The 17157-nt window shown below is 44.2% G+C and carries 15 protein-coding genes and 2 pseudogenes; 5 read left to right on the top strand and 12 right to left on the bottom strand.

The window, feature by feature from the left end; all coding sequences use genetic code 11:
- Window positions 1–218: 218 nt before the first annotated feature.
- A complete protein-coding gene (locus CCS41_RS06925) occupies window positions 219–797 on the bottom strand; it encodes a DUF917 domain-containing protein (protein WP_240313874.1) in 579 nt (192 codons plus the stop codon).
- Between the two features lie 262 nt (window positions 798–1059).
- Here CCS41_RS06925 and CCS41_RS06920 point away from each other — a divergent pair, with 262 nt between their 5' ends.
- From CCS41_RS06920 to CCS41_RS17685, 3 genes are read left to right on the top strand one after another with little or no spacing between them, the layout of a single operon-like run.
- The gene (locus CCS41_RS06920; protein WP_119797426.1) at window positions 1060–2187 is read left to right on the top strand and encodes a recombinase family protein; all 1128 of its coding nucleotides are present in this window, start codon (window positions 1060–1062) and stop codon (window positions 2185–2187) included.
- On the top strand, window positions 2181–2486 hold the full coding sequence (locus tag CCS41_RS06915) for a hypothetical protein (RefSeq protein WP_119797425.1): 306 nt from the start codon (window positions 2181–2183) through the stop codon (window positions 2484–2486). The genes CCS41_RS06920 and CCS41_RS06915 overlap by 7 nt, the downstream gene beginning before the upstream one ends.
- Window positions 2416–3033 (top strand): reverse transcriptase domain-containing protein, encoded by a 618-nt coding sequence (locus CCS41_RS17685; protein WP_119797424.1) that lies wholly within the window; start codon window positions 2416–2418, stop codon window positions 3031–3033. Before CCS41_RS06915 ends, CCS41_RS17685 begins: the two co-directional genes overlap by 71 nt.
- A gap of 377 nt (window positions 3034–3410) precedes the next feature.
- Here CCS41_RS17685 and CCS41_RS06905 read toward each other — a convergent pair.
- From CCS41_RS06905 to CCS41_RS06870, 8 genes and pseudogenes are all read right to left on the bottom strand, one after another.
- Window positions 3411–4234, bottom strand: a protein-coding gene (locus tag CCS41_RS06905) for an IS5 family transposase (RefSeq protein ID WP_240313873.1) whose coding sequence is annotated in 2 segments (ribosomal slippage) — window positions 3411–3847 and window positions 3847–4234 — 825 coding nt in all. Because the reading frame shifts where the segments join, the coding sequence is not laid out codon by codon here.
- Window positions 4235–4721: 487 nt separating this feature from the next.
- Complete coding sequence (locus CCS41_RS06900; RefSeq protein ID WP_119797423.1) at window positions 4722–5597, bottom strand: hypothetical protein; 876 nt, start codon at window positions 5595–5597, stop codon at window positions 4722–4724.
- 134 nt (window positions 5598–5731) lie between these two features.
- Complete coding sequence (locus tag CCS41_RS06895; RefSeq protein ID WP_162860021.1) at window positions 5732–5923, bottom strand: hypothetical protein; 192 nt, start codon at window positions 5921–5923, stop codon at window positions 5732–5734.
- 570 nt (window positions 5924–6493) lie between these two features.
- Window positions 6494–7237 (bottom strand): annotated as a pseudogene (locus tag CCS41_RS06890) (integrase core domain-containing protein); the annotation flags it as partial.
- 17 nt (window positions 7238–7254) lie between these two features.
- Entirely contained in the window at window positions 7255–8214 is a 960-nt protein-coding gene (locus CCS41_RS06885) for an IS110 family RNA-guided transposase (RefSeq protein ID WP_162860020.1), read from the bottom strand.
- A gap of 234 nt (window positions 8215–8448) precedes the next feature.
- Window positions 8449–8574: pseudogene (locus CCS41_RS06880) on the bottom strand (IS481 family transposase); the annotation flags it as partial.
- 24 nt (window positions 8575–8598) lie between these two features.
- Window positions 8599–8790 (bottom strand): transposase, encoded by a 192-nt coding sequence (locus tag CCS41_RS17675; protein WP_240313882.1) that lies wholly within the window; start codon window positions 8788–8790, stop codon window positions 8599–8601.
- Window positions 8791–9055: 265 nt separating this feature from the next.
- On the bottom strand, window positions 9056–9424 hold the full coding sequence (locus CCS41_RS06870; RefSeq protein ID WP_072549715.1) for an IS630 transposase-related protein: 369 nt from the start codon (window positions 9422–9424) through the stop codon (window positions 9056–9058).
- A 91-nt stretch (window positions 9425–9515) separates the two neighbouring features.
- On the opposite strand from CCS41_RS06870, the gene CCS41_RS06865 reads away from it, so the two are divergent.
- Window positions 9516–10082: a hypothetical protein gene (locus CCS41_RS06865; protein WP_072550817.1), complete on the top strand. Its 567-nt coding sequence runs from the start codon at window positions 9516–9518 to the stop codon at window positions 10080–10082.
- Window positions 10083–10116: 34 nt separating this feature from the next.
- Here CCS41_RS06865 and recD read toward each other — a convergent pair whose 3' ends face one another.
- From recD to bolA, 3 genes are all read right to left on the bottom strand, one after another.
- On the bottom strand, window positions 10117–12144 hold the full coding sequence (gene recD / locus CCS41_RS06860) for an exodeoxyribonuclease V subunit alpha (protein WP_072550818.1): 2028 nt from the start codon (window positions 12142–12144) through the stop codon (window positions 10117–10119).
- The gene (gene recB / locus CCS41_RS06855) at window positions 12141–15692 is read right to left on the bottom strand and encodes an exodeoxyribonuclease V subunit beta (RefSeq protein ID WP_119797419.1); all 3552 of its coding nucleotides are present in this window, start codon (window positions 15690–15692) and stop codon (window positions 12141–12143) included. The genes recD and recB overlap by 4 nt, the downstream gene beginning before the upstream one ends.
- Window positions 15693–15789: 97 nt before the next feature.
- Entirely contained in the window at window positions 15790–16128 is a 339-nt protein-coding gene (gene bolA, locus CCS41_RS06850; RefSeq protein ID WP_420836475.1) for a transcriptional regulator BolA, read from the bottom strand.
- A 430-nt stretch (window positions 16129–16558) separates the two neighbouring features.
- On the opposite strand from bolA, the gene CCS41_RS06845 reads away from it, so the two are divergent.
- Window positions 16559–17146 (top strand): lipoprotein, encoded by a 588-nt coding sequence (locus tag CCS41_RS06845; RefSeq protein WP_072550821.1) that lies wholly within the window; start codon window positions 16559–16561, stop codon window positions 17144–17146.
- Window positions 17147–17157 lie beyond the last annotated feature (11 nt).

Raw genomic sequence — 17157 nt, 5'->3', positions numbered from 1 at the left:
CACTGTGGAAAGTGTACTGGCCGTTCAACAGTGTATGCTGCCATGCCACCGGTGATACCTATCTAATCAAAGCCAGACCCTGGTTATTACCGTTTGCTTCATACCTTGCCAGCAACCGTGACAAAAGCACTGAGTTATTATCGCATACAAAGGCTTTGATACTGCGAACATTAGAGAGCATTTTTTTATGAGGGGTGAAGCTCTCAGCGCTAGAATCTCTAAAAGGGCGGATGAGAGGCGACCAGCTTTTCAACTGGGATGAAATCAGTATTGTAATTAAAGGCGCGTGGTCCAGCCAATTCTATCCCAGCTGACGTACGCCATTTTTTATTAGCTGGGACACCCAATGTTACGACGCGTGCCCCGTATCTTAACCATTCGGTGAGAATAGGCATCCCAGTCTCTTCATCCAACACAATAATTAGGTCGGGAGTGATACATAAGGGACACTCTTCACTTTGTACTAACAGATATTCGTTTCGAAAGGATATTTCGAATGTTTTTCCTTTGTCTGTTCCAACACCGGTAAAATAGGCAATGCCGCAAGTAAATCCCCCTTCAATGCGTTGATCCACTTTAGTAACTTTGCCATGAAATAACACCACGCCTTTTAACAATGTTACTAGCGCCTGAACAACGTTTACTTTGGCGGCCCGTGCCTGTTCTCGTGTTTCTCCAATTCTTTGCACAAAGCTAAGTGTACCTAAAATAGCTGATGCTACTCCGCAAACAATAGTGCAAACTTTCGCGTAAGCTGGGGCCTGCGTTTTCACCGGCGCTGCCTCAAGTCTGGTCATCCGGATGGGAGCATCACTGAGTTTTCCCTCGTTATTGAGACTGATAACGGCACACGGAGTGACCCTCAGCAATGAAACCGAAGCCATTTTCACAACACGTATGTATCACTTTCGAGCCCAGCCGGTTTTCTGACGACCAGCTGACGGATGTTTATGAACAGCTGACTCCCGTTAACCACCACGTGCTTACCCCTCACGACCAGGCCCAGGCCAAACCTCACCGGGCTCCTGCCCGCTCAACCGCTAGACGGAGCAAAATGTTATGAACAAGGCACTGGTCGCACTCTACGCCCGCGTTTCTTCCGGGCAACAGGTAAAAAATGGCACCATCGGCAGTCAGCTTGCAGCAATCAAGGACCGCATCCGTGAGGACGGCCACGTGTTGCCTGACGCCATGCTCTTTATCGATGATGGTGTCAGCGGTGCTACACTTATCCGCCCGCAACTAGAGCGCCTGAGGGACTACGCGGCGGCAGGCGATATTGAATGCCTGTACATCCTGTCGCCCGACAGGCTAGACCGTAAATACGCCTATCAGGCTCTGCTGATGGAAGAGTTCAGCGCCTACGGCGTGGAGGTTATCTTTATCTGTCACACCCCCGGCGACACGCCGGAAGACATGATGCTTCTGCAGATGCAGGGGATGTTTGCTGAATATGAGCGGGCAAAGATTATGGAGCGCAACCGGCGTGGTAAGCTTCACGGTGCACGCTGTGGTAATGTCGGTGTCCTTTCCGGTGCACCTTACGGTTATCGGTATATCCGCAGGCAGCCGGACGGGACACCCGCACAGTATATTGTCAACCTTCATGAAGCCTCCGTGGTCAGGAAGATATTTAGTTGGGCTGGCATAGAGCGCCTGAGTCTAGGCGGTGTGGTCAGACGTCTGGCTGAGAAAGGCATAGAAAGCGCCACCGGCAAACCCGGCTGGGACCGCAGTACGGTATGGGGCATGTTAAAGAACCCCGCTTACAAAGGACTTGCTGTGTTCGGAAAAACGAAAAACTGCGCCCCCCGTCCCCGGGTGAGAGCAGCGCGCAACAGTGCAGATATCCTCAAGAACGGTTATTCAGTAATACGAAGTAAGCCGGATGACGGCATCGGGATCCCTGTGCCTGCCATCATCAACAGCGCTCTTTTCTTGACGGTCAACGAACAGCTGGAAGAAAACCGCCGACATGCACGACAGGGGCGCCGGGAAGCCGCTTATCTCTTACAGGGGCTGACTGTGTGCGGCCACTGTCGCTATGCGTATTATGGCAAAAAAGTCAGTAAATCTGCGGCAAAAGGGGGGCGCAGTATTCTTATTACCACTGTACTGGGACGGATGCTTACCGCTTTGGGGGCATTCGGGTGTGTGACAATAAACAGGTCAGGACATCCATGCTGAATGAAACGGTCTGGGCACAGGTCATTGCGCTGCTGTCTGAGCCGGAACGGCTGAAAAAAGAATATGAGCAGCGTCTAACGCAGGCGTCAGAGCACAGTGGACAGACCGCAGATGCTGAGCGTCTGAAAAAGCAAGAAAATCAGCTAAACGTGGGGCGGTCCCGATTGATTGATAGTTTTGCCGAAGGGCTGATTGGCAAAACAGACTTTGAAACCACGGATCAGAGTGATGACGCTCAGGCTGGCGGAACTTGCGCGCCAGAGAGTGAAGGTGAAACAGGCCACAGAGAACCAGCATGAGTTGCTGCTACTGGTTAACCGGGTGGAGGATTTTGCTGCTGCGGTCACGGAACGCCTGAGTACGGACGATTTTCTGATGAAGCGAGAAATTCTGCGTGCGCTGGTGAAACGGATAGAAATTTATCGTGATGAAATTGTGGTGGTTTTTCGGGTGAATCCCGGGAATGATACCAGCCTGGAAGCAGGATCAGACAAAACATATGGCAGAAGTTTGCCAGATTGTTTGCGGAGTAATTTCTCCTTGTCTGGCCATGGTGTACTGGACGGTATGGAATCGATGCTGAAATCTATCACGAAACCCGCTGATAAGGTGCATATGATCAGGTACGCCGATGATTTTATTATTACCGGAAGCTCGAAAGAACAACTGGAAAATACCATCAAACCGGCAGTAACGGCATTCTTGTTCGAAAGAGGACTCACTTTATCGAAAGAAAAGACAGCGATCACCTCGATCACTCATGGGTTTGACTTTCTAGGATTTAATGTGCGCAATCACAAAACGGGTACGCAGGTATCCATCACTGCTAAAGATTGCCAGGTCTAATGAATTAGGCTGTATGAGAGCTTGAGCCGGGTGCATCGAAAGATGCATGCACGGATCTGAGGAGAGGGGGCAGCGGAAATGCTGCTCTCTTATCCGACTAACTGCCCATCGCTCATAAATATTCGGATAACCGTTCTGGGTATTCAATCATAAAGCGGTTTAGAGTCTGACGCCAGTTTTGTACTGGCATCGTCCACTTTTCTGATGCACATTCTATCGCCAGGTAAATCACTTTCAATGCTGACCTATCATGTGCAAATATTTTGCGCTTTAATGCTCTATTAAATATCGGGTTATTTGACGGCAATGTTTTTTATGCATGGCTAACTCAGCAGCTTTTGCCAATTTTTCCATTAGACCTCTTCGGAAACTCTGATTTATCTAATTTCCATGTTATAAATTGCTGCAATCAGATTAAATCGTAATCCAAACCGTTTTCGCCTGTTTCGATAACGATCTGATACGATTTTAAATCGTTTAATCATACCAATGACATTTTCGTTTAATACACGCTGGCTTGATAACTCACGATTGTTGCGTTTATCTTCTTGTGTTAAGGGATTTTTCTTTGTCTTTTTCTTAGGCAACGCCGAGTTTGAATGGATCTTGCCAAGCCCTTGGTAACCTGTATCTGTCACTGTTTTGATTTCAGGATGTATTCGCACGCCAGACTCTTTGAACAACCTAAAATCATGACGCCTCCCATGAGTAAAGCTTGTACAGATGACTGCTTTGCTTTTTTTATCGACGATCACTTGGGTTTTTAAGGTGGGTCGTTTCTTTTTTCCTGAGTAAAACTGCTTTTGTTTTTTTTGGGACGTTCAATCGGCGTTTCTGTGGCATCAATAAGAACGAGCTCATACTCCCTATCACTTTTTAATAAAGCTTTGCGTCCAGGGAGTGCAAAATCAGGATGCTTTATTAGCGTATTTTCTATCCATTTAATCGTTTCATAGCAGGTGCTCTCACTCACCCCATCGCTTCGGCTAACATGAAAATAAGTGCGATATTCCCGTAGATACTCAAGGGCCATTAATAAGCGATCTTCTAAACCCAGCTTGGGTTTCCGACCTCCTTTCCCTTGCTTACATTTATCTGCTTCATTCAATATCTTTATCATCTTTTCAAATGTACTGCGTTTAACTCCGGTTAAGCGCCGAAATTTTTCCTCTTCCAATACCTTTATTTGTTCATATTTCATGGGGGCTCCTTGTTCAGGAGATTTTTAACAACATTCCTACATGAATGCTATAGCAAGCGCCGTATCAGTTGATTATGAAAATCAGAAATAACATATTGATATTAATTAATATTTATTAACAAAAGTGATCACGTTACATGGCGCCTGCTATAGTTTCCGAAGAGGTCTATTGATGAGTGATGAGCAGTTACACAGAATCTAGTACAGGCCCGATGGTAAAATTATGATCTAGCCATTTATGCTGATACAGAATTATGAACACTCCTCATCACCATTCAAAACACTGAAAATTATATTATTAATATCCACAGAATATTATGGTTCTTTTAATAAAAACCAGCATTTCGAAATTAAATGAATATGTCGCACAGTATTATTTTCCTCCTCGTAGTGCACTTACTTTACTATATTTTTATCCGCTTTTCCTATCAGCTTGCTTATTGGATTTTTTCGAGTATCGAGAATCACAGTCTACATCATATTAACTTTAAGGATTTTCGGCATTTATCTTTGTTGTAAAAATTTCTTTTACAGTTTCTTCACGAAATATTTGATGTTGCTTTAATATTTCTTTAGCTGCACCCTGCTTACCATATACTTTTTCTTGATCCTCGACTTTATTAAAAAGACAAGCTGCAACGATGTTTATCACCGATGTTTTATTAAATTTATCACTGATATTTTCACTCGCCTGTTGATAACAATAAGCAAGGGTATCTAAGCAAAGCATGAATTCAGTTTTTTCTTGTTGATCCATTGCTTCTATCGACTGACAGAATAGCGTGTTAATTTCTTTGTAATAGTCTGGATCATGAGATTCTTTGAGGCTCAAAACACTATCTTTCATTTTATCAAAAACAGCATCGGTAATAGGAGAACATGATTTCAGTAATCCTTTCACGTATGAAGAATAGTCATGGACACTATAAGCACCAATCGCTAGCTCCTTTTTATCTATATTCAATTCCAATTTTTTTATATTAGTCGAATTCCCAGACTCTCTTATTAATCCTGAAGTTTTATCATTTGCCGCCTGTTTGAGTCTAGTGAATATTGTTGCTAGATTATCCATACGACGATCGATGTGTTCTACACTTGAATCACGAAATGAGGAAGGAAATAGCCTTTTTAAAAAGAATGATGATAATGTTGATGGCTGAAAGACCCTCACTTTCTTTCCTGCCGAGGGCGTCGCTACGTTTTGCTTGCTCACCATTGATGATAATAGACGTTCTGTTTCTGATGGTGTTCTTATCCGTGCAATAAGCCTGTTACCTACAACACTTGTCTCTCTATTGTGCTCAGTAGGGCCTACAATAGAAGGGTCGACGGTACTGAGTTCTGGAACGGTGAGTCGCAGCATTTTCACTACTCCTTAATATCTTTTACAATAATTTAGCTACAGGGAGCTCATTGTAATAATGGTCTCTTTTTCGATAACTCTGGGGAGGATGTCAACAAACTAATCACGGCTTGCTTAACACAAGAAAGGCCTTATCATCCCCAGCTCATCGTCATTTTTCTGATCCCTTGCAAGGTATATTCATTTAAAAAATTATAAATTTTGCTATTGATATTCCAGCACCAGATGGCCGACACGCTGAACCAAACTTCATCAGTACGTATATTTCTTTCTTGTGTAGCCGCTTCCGTTGGAGGTAGCCTTGCGCCTCTTGTGTTATTGAGCATAATATTTATCCCAAATAGGTTGTTGATTTTTCTATAAATCTGTTTCCATACGATGAACATGACAAATAACACTGAACAGATCTTTCTTAAGCAACCGCCAACTAATTTGTAGCATTTTTGTTATAAATAAGTAAACATATTATTTAAATATTATTAATATTTTTAATATAAAATGATCTTTTTTGATACAGTACGAGGAAATATTGAAATTTAGCCGACATATTTTGAAGAACAGAGTTTTCAACTCTTATTCACGTTGTATTTAGCTACTGCCGCGTTGTGCAAAGGGGGTTCTACGCACTTATTTGAAATAACAAAAAAAAGGGGGGGGGTTGTACGATACGCCTCGCAAGACGACGCTTACCCCCATCCATGGAATAATTGGGTGTGGTTACATAGACTACGAGCCTTTTGAATGCTTGATACGGTAAATTACTAACAGGATATGCAAGGTTATGTTAGTCAACAGGTTGGGAAAGTATTGAGGTAGTTATTTTGCACGCCAATGTGTACTGCCAAATACAGTCATTATGTATTGTAGTCGCTCAAACTTAACCTGACAGACACAAGCTAAGCCATCGAATTTGTCAGAGTAGTCTGACTGTGCGATGGTTCAAATAAATTATCGAGTTGTTTTTCTTTTACTAACTCTTTTGATGCAATCCAAGTTTCCCAGGAGGTTTTGCCATAACAATACCAGCCTGAATGAGGTCGCTCTCTGTTGTAGAATGCGAGCCATTTATCGATGTCTTGCTGAATGTCTTCCAATGATGAATAAATTTTACGCCGAAACATCACGTCATAGCCTTCATTTTTCATCGTCTTATGAAACCGCTCACAGATACCATTAGTCTGCGGGCTGTATGCCTTGGTCCGCGTATGCTCGATATCTTCTAGCTCCAGGTAAAGCTGATACGCATGGGTTTCCTTTTTCCCCGAGTATTCTGACCCTCTGTCGGTCAGGATACGTAATAAGGGAACCGCTTGCTCATCATGTAATGGCAGCACCTGATCGTTTAACATATCTGCGGCAACCAAGGCATTTTTCTCTGTATAGACCTTGGCAAAAGCGACTCTGGAATAGGTATCAACAAAGCTCTGCTGATACATTTTACCCACACCTTTAATGTGCCCCACGTAGTAAGTATCCTGAGAGCCGAGATAGCCCGGATGTTGCGTTTCAATTTGTCCATGAGCTTCTCGTTTATCCTGCACTTTTTCTAATGCTTGCAGTTGGGCTTCCGTCAGTAAGTACCCCTCCTGCGCTACTTTGGCTTCCAAGGCAGAAAGGCGTTTCTTGATATTTTCCAGGTCAGATACCGTCTTGCCCATCATGATGCAAGTGCTATTTTTGTATCGAATGGGATGCCTGATTTCAGCACACCATACGCCAGTTGGAGTAATTTGCGCATTGCTGCACAGACGCCCATTTTACCCCCTTTATGGCGTGATACGAGTCGTTGCCACTGTGCTTTCACTATCGGATTACAAGAAAGGGCAGCCAGAGCGGGCATATACAACGCTTTCCTGAGCTCGGTATGACCCCGTTTTGATAGGCAGCTCCGTCCTTTAAATAAACCTGATTCACAAAGTTTTGGGTTAAGCCCGGCATAGGCCACCACTGCCTTACTGTTAGTGAATTTTGACACATTACCCACATACGCCAGCAAACTGGCACTTAGTATTTCACCGATACCAGGAATACTCTCCAGCAACGCTTTATTTTTCTTTAAGTCAGGATCGTTATCGATATGGTTTTTTATTTTTTCTTTGGTGGCCTGGATTTGTTGTTTAAGTGCAGAAATGATTTCAAGCAGTGAGGATTGAACGACATCGTCAGCCACTGATTGCCGATTTTCTTGCATTTGCCTCATTTCCTCTAAACTCTTTAGATGGCGTACTAGCGCGGTTAATTGACGTTCGCTCAAGGGAGGAGGAGTCCAGAGGACAGGTGTATGCAGTGCGCAGTAGCGCACTATCATTTTTGCATCCCCCTGATCCGTCTTGTTCCGACTCAGTTCACTCTCACCAAAGGCATGAATACGTGATGGGTTTTCTAGGCTGACGTCAATGCCATTATCAACTAAGAACATAGCCAGTGGAACACTGTAACTCCCTGTGGCTTCGAGACAAATATGACAATCCCCGTAAGGGATAAGCCATTTCAGTAGTTGGCTAAATCCAGAGGGGGTATTCGGGAATGCTTTTGTTTTATACTTTTTTCTCTCTACCCACACTGCAACATCGAATTTTAATTTGGCAACATCAATACCCACTGAGGTCTTGTCCATGGCTGATTCTCCCATGAAAAACAGATAATTAAATGATCGCCCCGACCTTCCTTATAAATACGTGCTCTTAGCACAAGATACCGTTCGGTCTTACAGGCGACGATAAATATGTCACCGGGGTTTTATCTGACTGCACAAGCTTTAAGCCTAAGGGCGCAAACAAACTCTCCGGTGACATCCCAATGATCAGTTGGGGATCATCAACCTTTGAAAGTTAATAATCAAGATATAAGGGCGCAACCAAACCGAGCGAACACCACTGCCGGAAATCATTATCCCCTGTCGGTTAAGTTCATTCGCCACACGGTGCTGACCATAAGCAGGATAGTCGTAAGCCATATTCACCACCGCTTGTTCTATATGGCTGTAGCCGTATAAATTGATTCAAAACAAAGGGTCAGAAAAGAGAGTGTCGATATCGCATTGTCGTTTCCTACGAAGGGCTTTAGCCTGAGCCCATTTGTGCTCAATTGGGTTGAGGTCAGGAGAATACGTCGGGAGATATTCCAGAATAAAACCGGATTTTTGTCTAGCAGACTGGATATCCTGGCGTTTGTGAAAGCTCACATTATCCATCACGATAACAGCCCCTTGAGGGATTTTTGGCAGTCAGTCTTGGGTTACCCACGCATAACAAATATCGCTATTGATATTATATTCAAAGGCACAAACGGTGGTTAATTTTCCGTTAAGCTGAGCGCCGATGACATTGGTACGCGCTTTAGCGTGCCAATCATGTTGACCGTAACACCGCTTACCTTTAGCTCAATAGCCGTAGAGGCGGGGCATGTCATGAGCAAAACCGCTTTCATCAACGTAAATAATAGGGGTCTCGCTGGCTTCATAGGCCTGGATCTTGATCTGAAAATCTTCTCGGGATTGGGCGTTGGCTTTTGGATGATAAAATGTTTTTTTTATAGCTAAACCCTGCCCGTTTTAACGCATGGCAGATACCTCTAGCGCTCACTCCCATACGTTGGGCTCGCTCGTATTGAGACGCGTCAGGGTAGGTTTCCACATCAAGAATCAACGCCGCTCGAGCTATTTTACTGGCGGGTTTATCACGTGTCAGACAAGGTTCTATTCGTTTAGCCCAGCGCATTAAACTTGCGGTTCCAATACAAAAACGTGTGGCCGTTTGGGCATATGTAAGCTTTTCTTGCTCTTTAATAGCCAATACATGTTGGCGAAATTTTAATGGATAAGTCATCTCGAAATTATACATCAATTTATACAGCCTACGCTATAGGAAAGAATATTGAACAGTCATACAATGAGAACAGATTTTTTTCCTAAAAAAATTGAAAAACCTACGAGAATTAGAAATAGAAATATTATGGGAAGAACAACAAATACGACGAAATCAACAAAATGCAACGGGGCAAAATATTATGTCATTTCCACAGGCTATTCCCTATAGCCTGCTAGGCGATTTAAGCAAGAAGATGCCGGGTATCAGTGATATTACTACCGCTGTGAAGGACTCTATTATTAAGGCAACTGACAAGGCTGTAGAAGAAACTATCAAGATCGGCGGTAAGATAGTAGAAAAGACGGTAGAAGAGGTGACAAAATCCGCAGGTAATATAGCAGAAACCGGTGTAAAATCCGGTATAGCAGCTACCAGTGATGTCGTGAAAACGGGGATAGATACGTTGGGTGATGTAACAAAAACCGGTATAAAAGAAACTGTCAACACCCTTGAGAAAACAACAACAGATCTTGGTAGCGAAGCAATAAAAGCGATGGAAAATCTTACCCTAGGTAAGATCGCCAAGGACATGGCTACCGGGGTATCCATTGCTATAAGGGGAGACAAAAGCGGGGAGATTTCTCAAGGCAATGCCTGCTGTAAGTGTTGTTGTTAATAGGTAACAATTGTGTTTTGAGCGCCTGCCAAACTTACGCCGACACGACGTCGAGGGGTATGGCGCTATTCGGCTTAGCCAACGTAGCAAGGCAGAGCCGATCGACCAAGCCACTGTGTCTGAGAGTTGGCGTGTTAATAGCGCGGCTTAATACACTGTCAGAGGTATACAACGTTAACTGTTGACGAGCACGAGTGATACCGGTATAAAGCAATTCACGGGTTATTATGGGTGAAAAATAATCAGGCAATACCAATGCGGTATGTTCAAATTCTGAACCTTGAGATTTATGTATGGTCATTGCATATGCGGTGCCGTGGCTCGGTAAACGATTCGGCTGTACCGATTTAATAGTGCCATTCGGTAATTGGAAGTGAACCCGTAAATGACCATGAGCATCATATAAGGCGATACCAACGTCACCGTTAGACAATCCCAATGCGCTGTCATTACGTTCGATCATCACTGGACGCCCTGCATACCAGCGACCAGATAACCCCTGTGTGCGTTGTATCAAACCGTTACGCTGCAGCACCTGTTCAATCAGTGGATTTAAGCCCTTCACACCAAATGACCCAGCACGCAATGCACAAAGTAATTGGTAATGATTAAAAGCAGTTAATATTTCAGCCGCATCGGCACCCTGTGCAACCAGTTTAAGATAGGGTTGATAACCGGCAACACTCACCTGTAATAATTGCTGATAATCTATCATATTAGCCAATACAAAGCGTTCAACGTCAGTATAGTTCCCGTTAAGTACCGACAAAGCTTCAAGATATGCGCCGGCATTGACTGCTTGAGCAAGTTGTCCAATACCCGATTTTTTATCAAAACGGTAACTTTTACGTAACAAACACAGGCCATCACTTACCTCGGTTAATCCTGTCGTCAGTGTTTTGCGTTTGCTCATGTCATGAGGATTATTCAACTGCTCTAATGGATAACCCGTTACTCTGGCTAACTGTTCAGCCCGAAAAACACTATAACCTGATTCGACAAAACGGCAAATATCGCCAAAGACCGCTCCCGCTTCTACTGAGGCAAGTTGATCTCTGTCACCAAGAAAAATCACGCGTGCATGAGTAGGCAATGCAGCAATCAATTTCGCCATCATAGGTAAATCAACCATCGAAGCCTCATCTACCACGAGAACATCAAGATTTAATGGATTACCACTGTGGTAACGTAGCCGCTGGCGATTGGGCTGAACCCCCAATAAACTATGTAATGTAAAGGCCTGATTGGGGAATAATTTATGCTCGCTTTCGTTAAGTGCCAATTGCTGCCACGCTTTGCCAAGAGATTCGGTTAAACGTACGGCAGCTTTACCGGTTGGCGCCACCAATTGAATACGTACCCGCTGCTCCCCGTTTAAACGCACTAAAGCAGTCAGTAATTTTGCTACAGTGGTGGTTTTACCCGTTCCTGGCCCACCAGAAATAATCGATATCCTCCGCGTCAACGTCGCGGCCGCCGCTACTTTTTGCCAATCGACTTCATCACCGTTAGTGCCAAAAAGTTGCTCTAAAATATTTTGTAGCAGGATTTCATCAACCCTCTCATTGTTGGCATTACCATTCACAATAAAACGTGCAACATCGCCTTCATTTTGCCACATTCTTTGCAAATAAAGACGGTCATGTTGCAAAACCAGGGGTGTCGGTTGTGAGCCATCGCTGACAGAAAACGAATCTTGTAATGTTTCTCGCCACTGTTGAGTGCTCGGCTCCCCAGCGGCTTTCCACAATGCTTGAGCGAGATCCGATTGACGACCATCAAATAAATGTTGAGGCTGTAAACCTGTTATTGGTAAACAGATATGCCCCGCCCCCGTTTCGGCGCTCAAATAAGCGGCCGTTAGTTGCAGTAAAGCTCGTGCAGCACCAACCCTGTGGTGCTGCTCCTGTGTTACATCTTGCGCTTTAATTTCCATCAACCGCTGACTGTTACGAAACAAGTCGAACAAAGGACAATCATCAGGAGCAATCATACGGGCAAATTGTAGATCCAGTGGGCGTAACAATCGCTCACGGACAGCCCGCTCCAATAATTCCATCATGATGCGATTTTCTCTCTGCTAAACAGACGATCTAAGCCTTCAACTAATTTCAGCTGTGGACGACAGGTAAAAATACCGTTACCTGGATGGTGGTGATCAATACCACGCAAAAAAAGATAGATAACTCCACCAACGTGACGTTGATAATCATAATTTGTTAGACGATGGCGCAAATAACGGTGCAATGCCAAGGTATAGAGCTGATATTGTAAATCATAACGATGTTCAACCATCGCTTGCGCCATCGCACCATGGCTATAAGCCTGACTGTCTTCTCCTAACCAGTTCGATTTATAATCCAGCAGATAAAATTTATCTTGCCAGCAAAATACCAGGTCAATAAAACCTTTCAGCATTCCCTGTACTTGTTGGAAATCCAGGGCAGGACACACGGCTGACAGAGGATCATAGTGTTTTATTAAACTATCCAACTCTCCAGCTTGTAGTATTCTTTTTATCGGCAAATAAAACTGTAACTCTGCCTGTTTATTCATCGGCGCTAACCCCGCCAGTGTTACCCCAGTTTCGTTCAGTGATATATGTACAATATCGCTCAACCACTGATGTAATACCGGCAACCAGACGCTATCAAATCCCTGTTGTAGGGATCGCTCAGCTAACCATTCCATTTCGATTGACTGACTAAAATCAAGCTCCTCCAGTAAAGAATGCAAAAATGTTCCCGGTATTGCACCACGTGGAAAATGGTGAGGAGTTAGGCCTATTGTTGCTGATAAGATTTGTTCACCATTGGTATTACTGTCAAACTTTGGCATTTCCACCCGTGAAGTTGGTGTGAGTTTTGACGCACCCTGTTGTTGCAACCCTGAATAGCTCGTCACTCGCCAATAATCTTGTAACTGACGTGTAAAGTGTTTTGCCGCTAAGGGAGGCATTGTGGTTTTTTGCGGTTGCCATATGTGTTTATCCAACGCACCAACCTGCGATACGATGATATCTTCTCCTTGCAATGCGGCAAGTTTTTCTGCCAGATAACGAGCATCACCGGCTTCCCCACCCTGAACCAAATAGCCTAACGCCGTTTGATGTAGATCGCTATCTCCCTGTTTTTTTCGATTACCTTTTATTAACGGTGCGATCCCGACACTACAATGATAAATTGAACGGGTTAACGCAACATAAAGCAAACGCAAATCTTCCGCCAATCGTTCTTGTTGCGCTAGCTGTTGGCTCTCATCACTGGCGTGTAGATCGAGAATGGCAGTAAAATTTTGCCGATCATGATAGAGATTTGTCGATTGCTGGCGAAAATTACCAATAAAAGGCAACCACACCAAAGAATACTCTAATCCTTTCGATTTATGGACGGTGACGACTTTAACCCGAGGGCGATCACTTTCCAGCCGTAATTGCTGATTTTCAGATTGGCGTTCAGGTTGTGCGATTTGTTGTGCCAGCCAGCGTACCAAAGCATAGTCACTGTCAAGCTGTACTGCTGCTGCCTGTAACAACTCACCTAGATGAAGCAAATCGGTCAAACGACGCTCCCCCCCCGTGCTCACCAATAAATTTTCTGCCAAACGACGTTTGGCGATAATTTCACGCAACATAGGCAAAATACCGCGCCGCCGCCAGTGTTGGCGATAGCCATCGAATTCATCAACCAATGCATCCCAAGCACGTTCATCGTGGTTTAAGTTATCCAATTGTTGCGCATCCAGCCCCAATAGGCTGGTTGCCATCGCACAGCGTAAGGTGCGTTCCTGTTCAGGTGTCAATACCGCCTGTAACAACCAAAAAAGATCTTTGGCTTCCGGTGTGTCAAATACACTGTCCTGGTTAGATAAATAAACCGAGGGGATTGCTAATGCTGTTAACGCGTTTCTAATTAAAGCCGCCTCGGAACGGCTACGTACCAAAATAGTGATATCTGATGCTTGCAATGGACGCATTCCTTGTCTGGTGACCAAATTGGCTCGCCCAAATTGACCGGCGATTAACCAATCACGTATTTGCGTTGCACACCTCTGAGCCATCAGCTGTTGATACTGATATAAGCTTACACCTTCTCCTGGTTGTAACCAGAACTGCAATGCGGGTTGTGCTTCACCATCAATCTGGAAAGCTAATTCGCTGTTTTTCTCCGCCGCAGTTACATTGATAAACGGAATTTGTTCAAATAAAAAGGGCGTTTTGATCTGATTAAATAATCGATTAACGGATTGCACCATGCGATGTGAAGAACGCCAATTGGTCGATAAAGTATAATGCGCGTCTATCGCAGAACGAGCGCGGATATAGGTAAAAATATCCGCACCACGAAAAGCGTAAATGGCTTGCTTGGGATCACCAATCAGCAGTAATCCACAATCTGCCTGAGCCGCATAAATGCGCCGAAAAATCCGATATTGTTGCGGATCAGTATCTTGAAATTCATCGATCATCGCGAGCGGATAACGATGACGAATCGTTTCAGCCAGTAACTCCCCTCCTGTTTGCTGTAACGCGATATCCAAGCGGCTTAATAAGTCATCAAAACCCAGTTCGGCACGCTGTTGTTTTTCCTGCTGTACAGAAGCGCGAATTTCACTGATGGCTTTTGCCATAATGAGGTCCCGCAACGTCAGTGGTTGTTCAAATAAGCGGTCAATGGCCAAAAATAACGTATCCTGTGGTACAGTACCTTTTTGGCATTTTTCACATAAAACCGATTGACGAAATTTAGTCAGCTCTTTCGGTAAGCTGTAGTCGTCAGTTTTCTGCTCTGCCCATTGCGTCACTATGGCTAGCCAGTTAGGCAGATGCTTACTGTTATAACTCCGCTTATCGACAGCAGAATCGCGGATTAATGCTTCCAGTTTATCGGCTTTTTGTCGCCAATGGGTTTTCAACTCATCGATTTGCATCACTATTTGCTGATGACGACAGCCAATGGTTTCATCATGGGGCACCCTAAGAAACTGCGGTACTTCACCTTGTAAATAAGCAGACAGATCGTTAAGCAATTTTTCGGGGTTGCTCCATTCCTTACTGACTGCTCGTGCTTCAGGCAAGGATAATGGATAACAATGACGTCGCCAAAAATCAGTACAAGCTTGCCGACGTAGTGGTAATTCATCATGAATTAAGGTTTGCTCAAATAGCATGCCAGATTCAAATGCATTAGTCGCTAACATGCGCTGACAAAAACCATGAATGGTATAGATAGCCGCTTCGTCCATCTGGCGCTCTGCGGCCAACAATTGTGCTGCTGCGTCAGCCAGATCGGTGATTTCGCTTAACAACGCCTGCTCCATAGGTTCATCACTAAACCCACGTACACAGGCTATCCACAAGCGATGAATATTACCGCGGATCCTGCTTCTCAATTCTTCGGTCGCGGCTTCGGTAAAGGTAACAACAAGGATTTCTTCTACGGTTAAACAACGAGAATAAGCGGCATCCTTACCCAACCCAAGTAATAAACGTAAATACAATATCCCAATGGTGAAAGTTTTACCTGTCCCTGCAGAAGCTTCGATCAAGCGTTCACCAAAAAGTGGGAGCGTTAGCGGTTCAAGTCGCTGGGGTGTCGTGGCTAAAAGCATTATTTTCAATTTTGAGGTAAAAAGTAAGGCGTGGCACTGGCATCATTCTTCTCCATAACCACATAAAATTAACGCTATTTCTCGTTTTGAGTGCTATTTACAGCTCCTTTAGGTCAAAAGGGCGTCCGTCGTTACGACAAGGAGGGGAGGCCGCAACAGTATATTGCAAATCTTTCCATTCTTTCTGGGTATGAGTGTGTAAAACTAACGCACGCAGCCCCTCTTCAAACTCTTGTGCCAACAAACTATAAATTTCACGATGGCGGGTGGTAAAAACCTGATCGGAAAATTTGTCACTGATAATCACGACTTTGAAGTGAGTCTCGGAGCCTGCCGGCACATCATGACGGAAGCTTTCGTCGATAACTTTTAGATGAGTAGGTTTAAACTTCTCTTTTAGCTTTTTTTCAATACGTTCAGCGACAAAGGGCATCATTAATCTCCTTGATGTACTTAGGAAAATATACTACGTGGTGTAATCTTATCCAAGGTTATTCACCCAATATGAGGACCTGTCCAAAATCTCTTGTGCTCACCGTGTTTTGGTCAAGTCATTTGTCAAAAACGCGCTCAAAACGCTCATTGGATCCTTTGCTGTTGTATACAAAGGAGCAAGCTGCGTTTTTTCGCCCATTTTTTCCTCTTCTGGGCACAGCGAAAAAGATTTGGAACAGGCTCTAAGGAATTCTAGCTCAATAAACAGCAAAACGGCCTGTTTTCAGTAGAGTTGAAACCCGTTAATATGATTTAGATCCTAGGTTGTGAGGTGTTCATAATCCCATTCTGGTATATTATTCTGGCATACCTATCCCGTCGTTCAAGGTGGCGAGGACGCTAAAAATTTTATAACCAGTGAGAAAATAAACATGCTAAAGAAACTGACTTCCCCTTTGTTAGCCGTTTGCATACTGACGGGTTGTGCTAGCGGTGATAGTACCTTAAACATTGCACCAAAAGTGGTATTACCACAGAAAGATCCTGCGTTAATGGCGATCACGATTAGCATCAATGGTGCCGATCAGCGCCAGGATGTGGCCTTGGCAAAAGTAAACCGTGATGGAAAATTGGTGGCACTGACTGCTTCGCGTGATGTACGTTTTCTATTGCAAGAGGCATTAGAAAGACAAATGATTAGCCGTGGTTATATGGTTTCCGGTGATGGTTTGGTGGGTTTGCAAATTATTGTCAATTATCTACACGCCGAGGTACAAGAAGGTAATCTGCGTCACAATATCACCACCAAAGCAGACGTTTCGATCATTGCTCAGGGACGAAATGGAAGTCAGCAAACTAAAAATTACCGATCTACCTACAATGTGCAAGGTCCTTTTAGCGCCACTAACGAAAAAATCAGTGATGCCGTTAACGCCGTGTTAAGCGATGTAATCGCCGATATGTCACAAGACACCAGCATCAGCAGCTTTATCAAACAAAATGCCCGTTCACAACTATAACCCCCCTATGG

Source organism: Candidatus Fukatsuia symbiotica (genome assembly GCF_003122425.1).
In the GTDB taxonomy this organism is placed as follows: Bacteria; Pseudomonadota; Gammaproteobacteria; order Enterobacterales; family Enterobacteriaceae; genus Fukatsuia; species Fukatsuia symbiotica.
Note: the sequence above shows the minus strand (reverse complement) of the source record. Positions and strands in the feature narration are given on the sequence as shown.

Excerpts from the sequence above, each read along its gene's own strand:
- CCS41_RS06925 (WP_240313874.1), bottom strand. The coding sequence starts at position 797 with ATGACCAGACTTGAGGCAGCGCCGGTGAAAACGCAGGCCCCAGCTTAC.
- CCS41_RS06920 (WP_119797426.1), top strand. The coding sequence starts at position 1,060 with ATGAACAAGGCACTGGTCGCACTCTACGCCCGCGTTTCTTCCGGGCAA.
- CCS41_RS06915 (WP_119797425.1), top strand. The coding sequence starts at position 2,181 with ATGCTGAATGAAACGGTCTGGGCACAGGTCATTGCGCTGCTGTCTGAG.
- CCS41_RS17685 (WP_119797424.1), top strand. The coding sequence starts at position 2,416 with ATGACGCTCAGGCTGGCGGAACTTGCGCGCCAGAGAGTGAAGGTGAAA.
- CCS41_RS06900 (WP_119797423.1), bottom strand. The coding sequence starts at position 5,597 with ATGCTGCGACTCACCGTTCCAGAACTCAGTACCGTCGACCCTTCTATT.
- CCS41_RS06895 (WP_162860021.1), bottom strand. The coding sequence starts at position 5,923 with ATGCTCAATAACACAAGAGGCGCAAGGCTACCTCCAACGGAAGCGGCT.
- CCS41_RS06885 (WP_162860020.1), bottom strand. The coding sequence starts at position 8,214 with ATGGACAAGACCTCAGTGGGTATTGATGTTGCCAAATTAAAATTCGAT.
- CCS41_RS17675 (WP_240313882.1), bottom strand. The coding sequence starts at position 8,790 with ATGGATAATGTGAGCTTTCACAAACGCCAGGATATCCAGTCTGCTAGA.
- CCS41_RS06870 (WP_072549715.1), bottom strand. The coding sequence starts at position 9,424 with ATGACTTATCCATTAAAATTTCGCCAACATGTATTGGCTATTAAAGAG.
- recD (WP_072550818.1), bottom strand. The coding sequence starts at position 12,144 with ATGATGGAATTATTGGAGCGGGCTGTCCGTGAGCGATTGTTACGCCCA.
- recB (WP_119797419.1), bottom strand. The coding sequence starts at position 15,692 with ATGCTTTTAGCCACGACACCCCAGCGACTTGAACCGCTAACGCTCCCA.
- bolA (WP_420836475.1), bottom strand. The coding sequence starts at position 16,128 with ATGATGCCCTTTGTCGCTGAACGTATTGAAAAAAAGCTAAAAGAGAAG.
- CCS41_RS06845 (WP_072550821.1), top strand. The coding sequence starts at position 16,559 with ATGCTAAAGAAACTGACTTCCCCTTTGTTAGCCGTTTGCATACTGACG.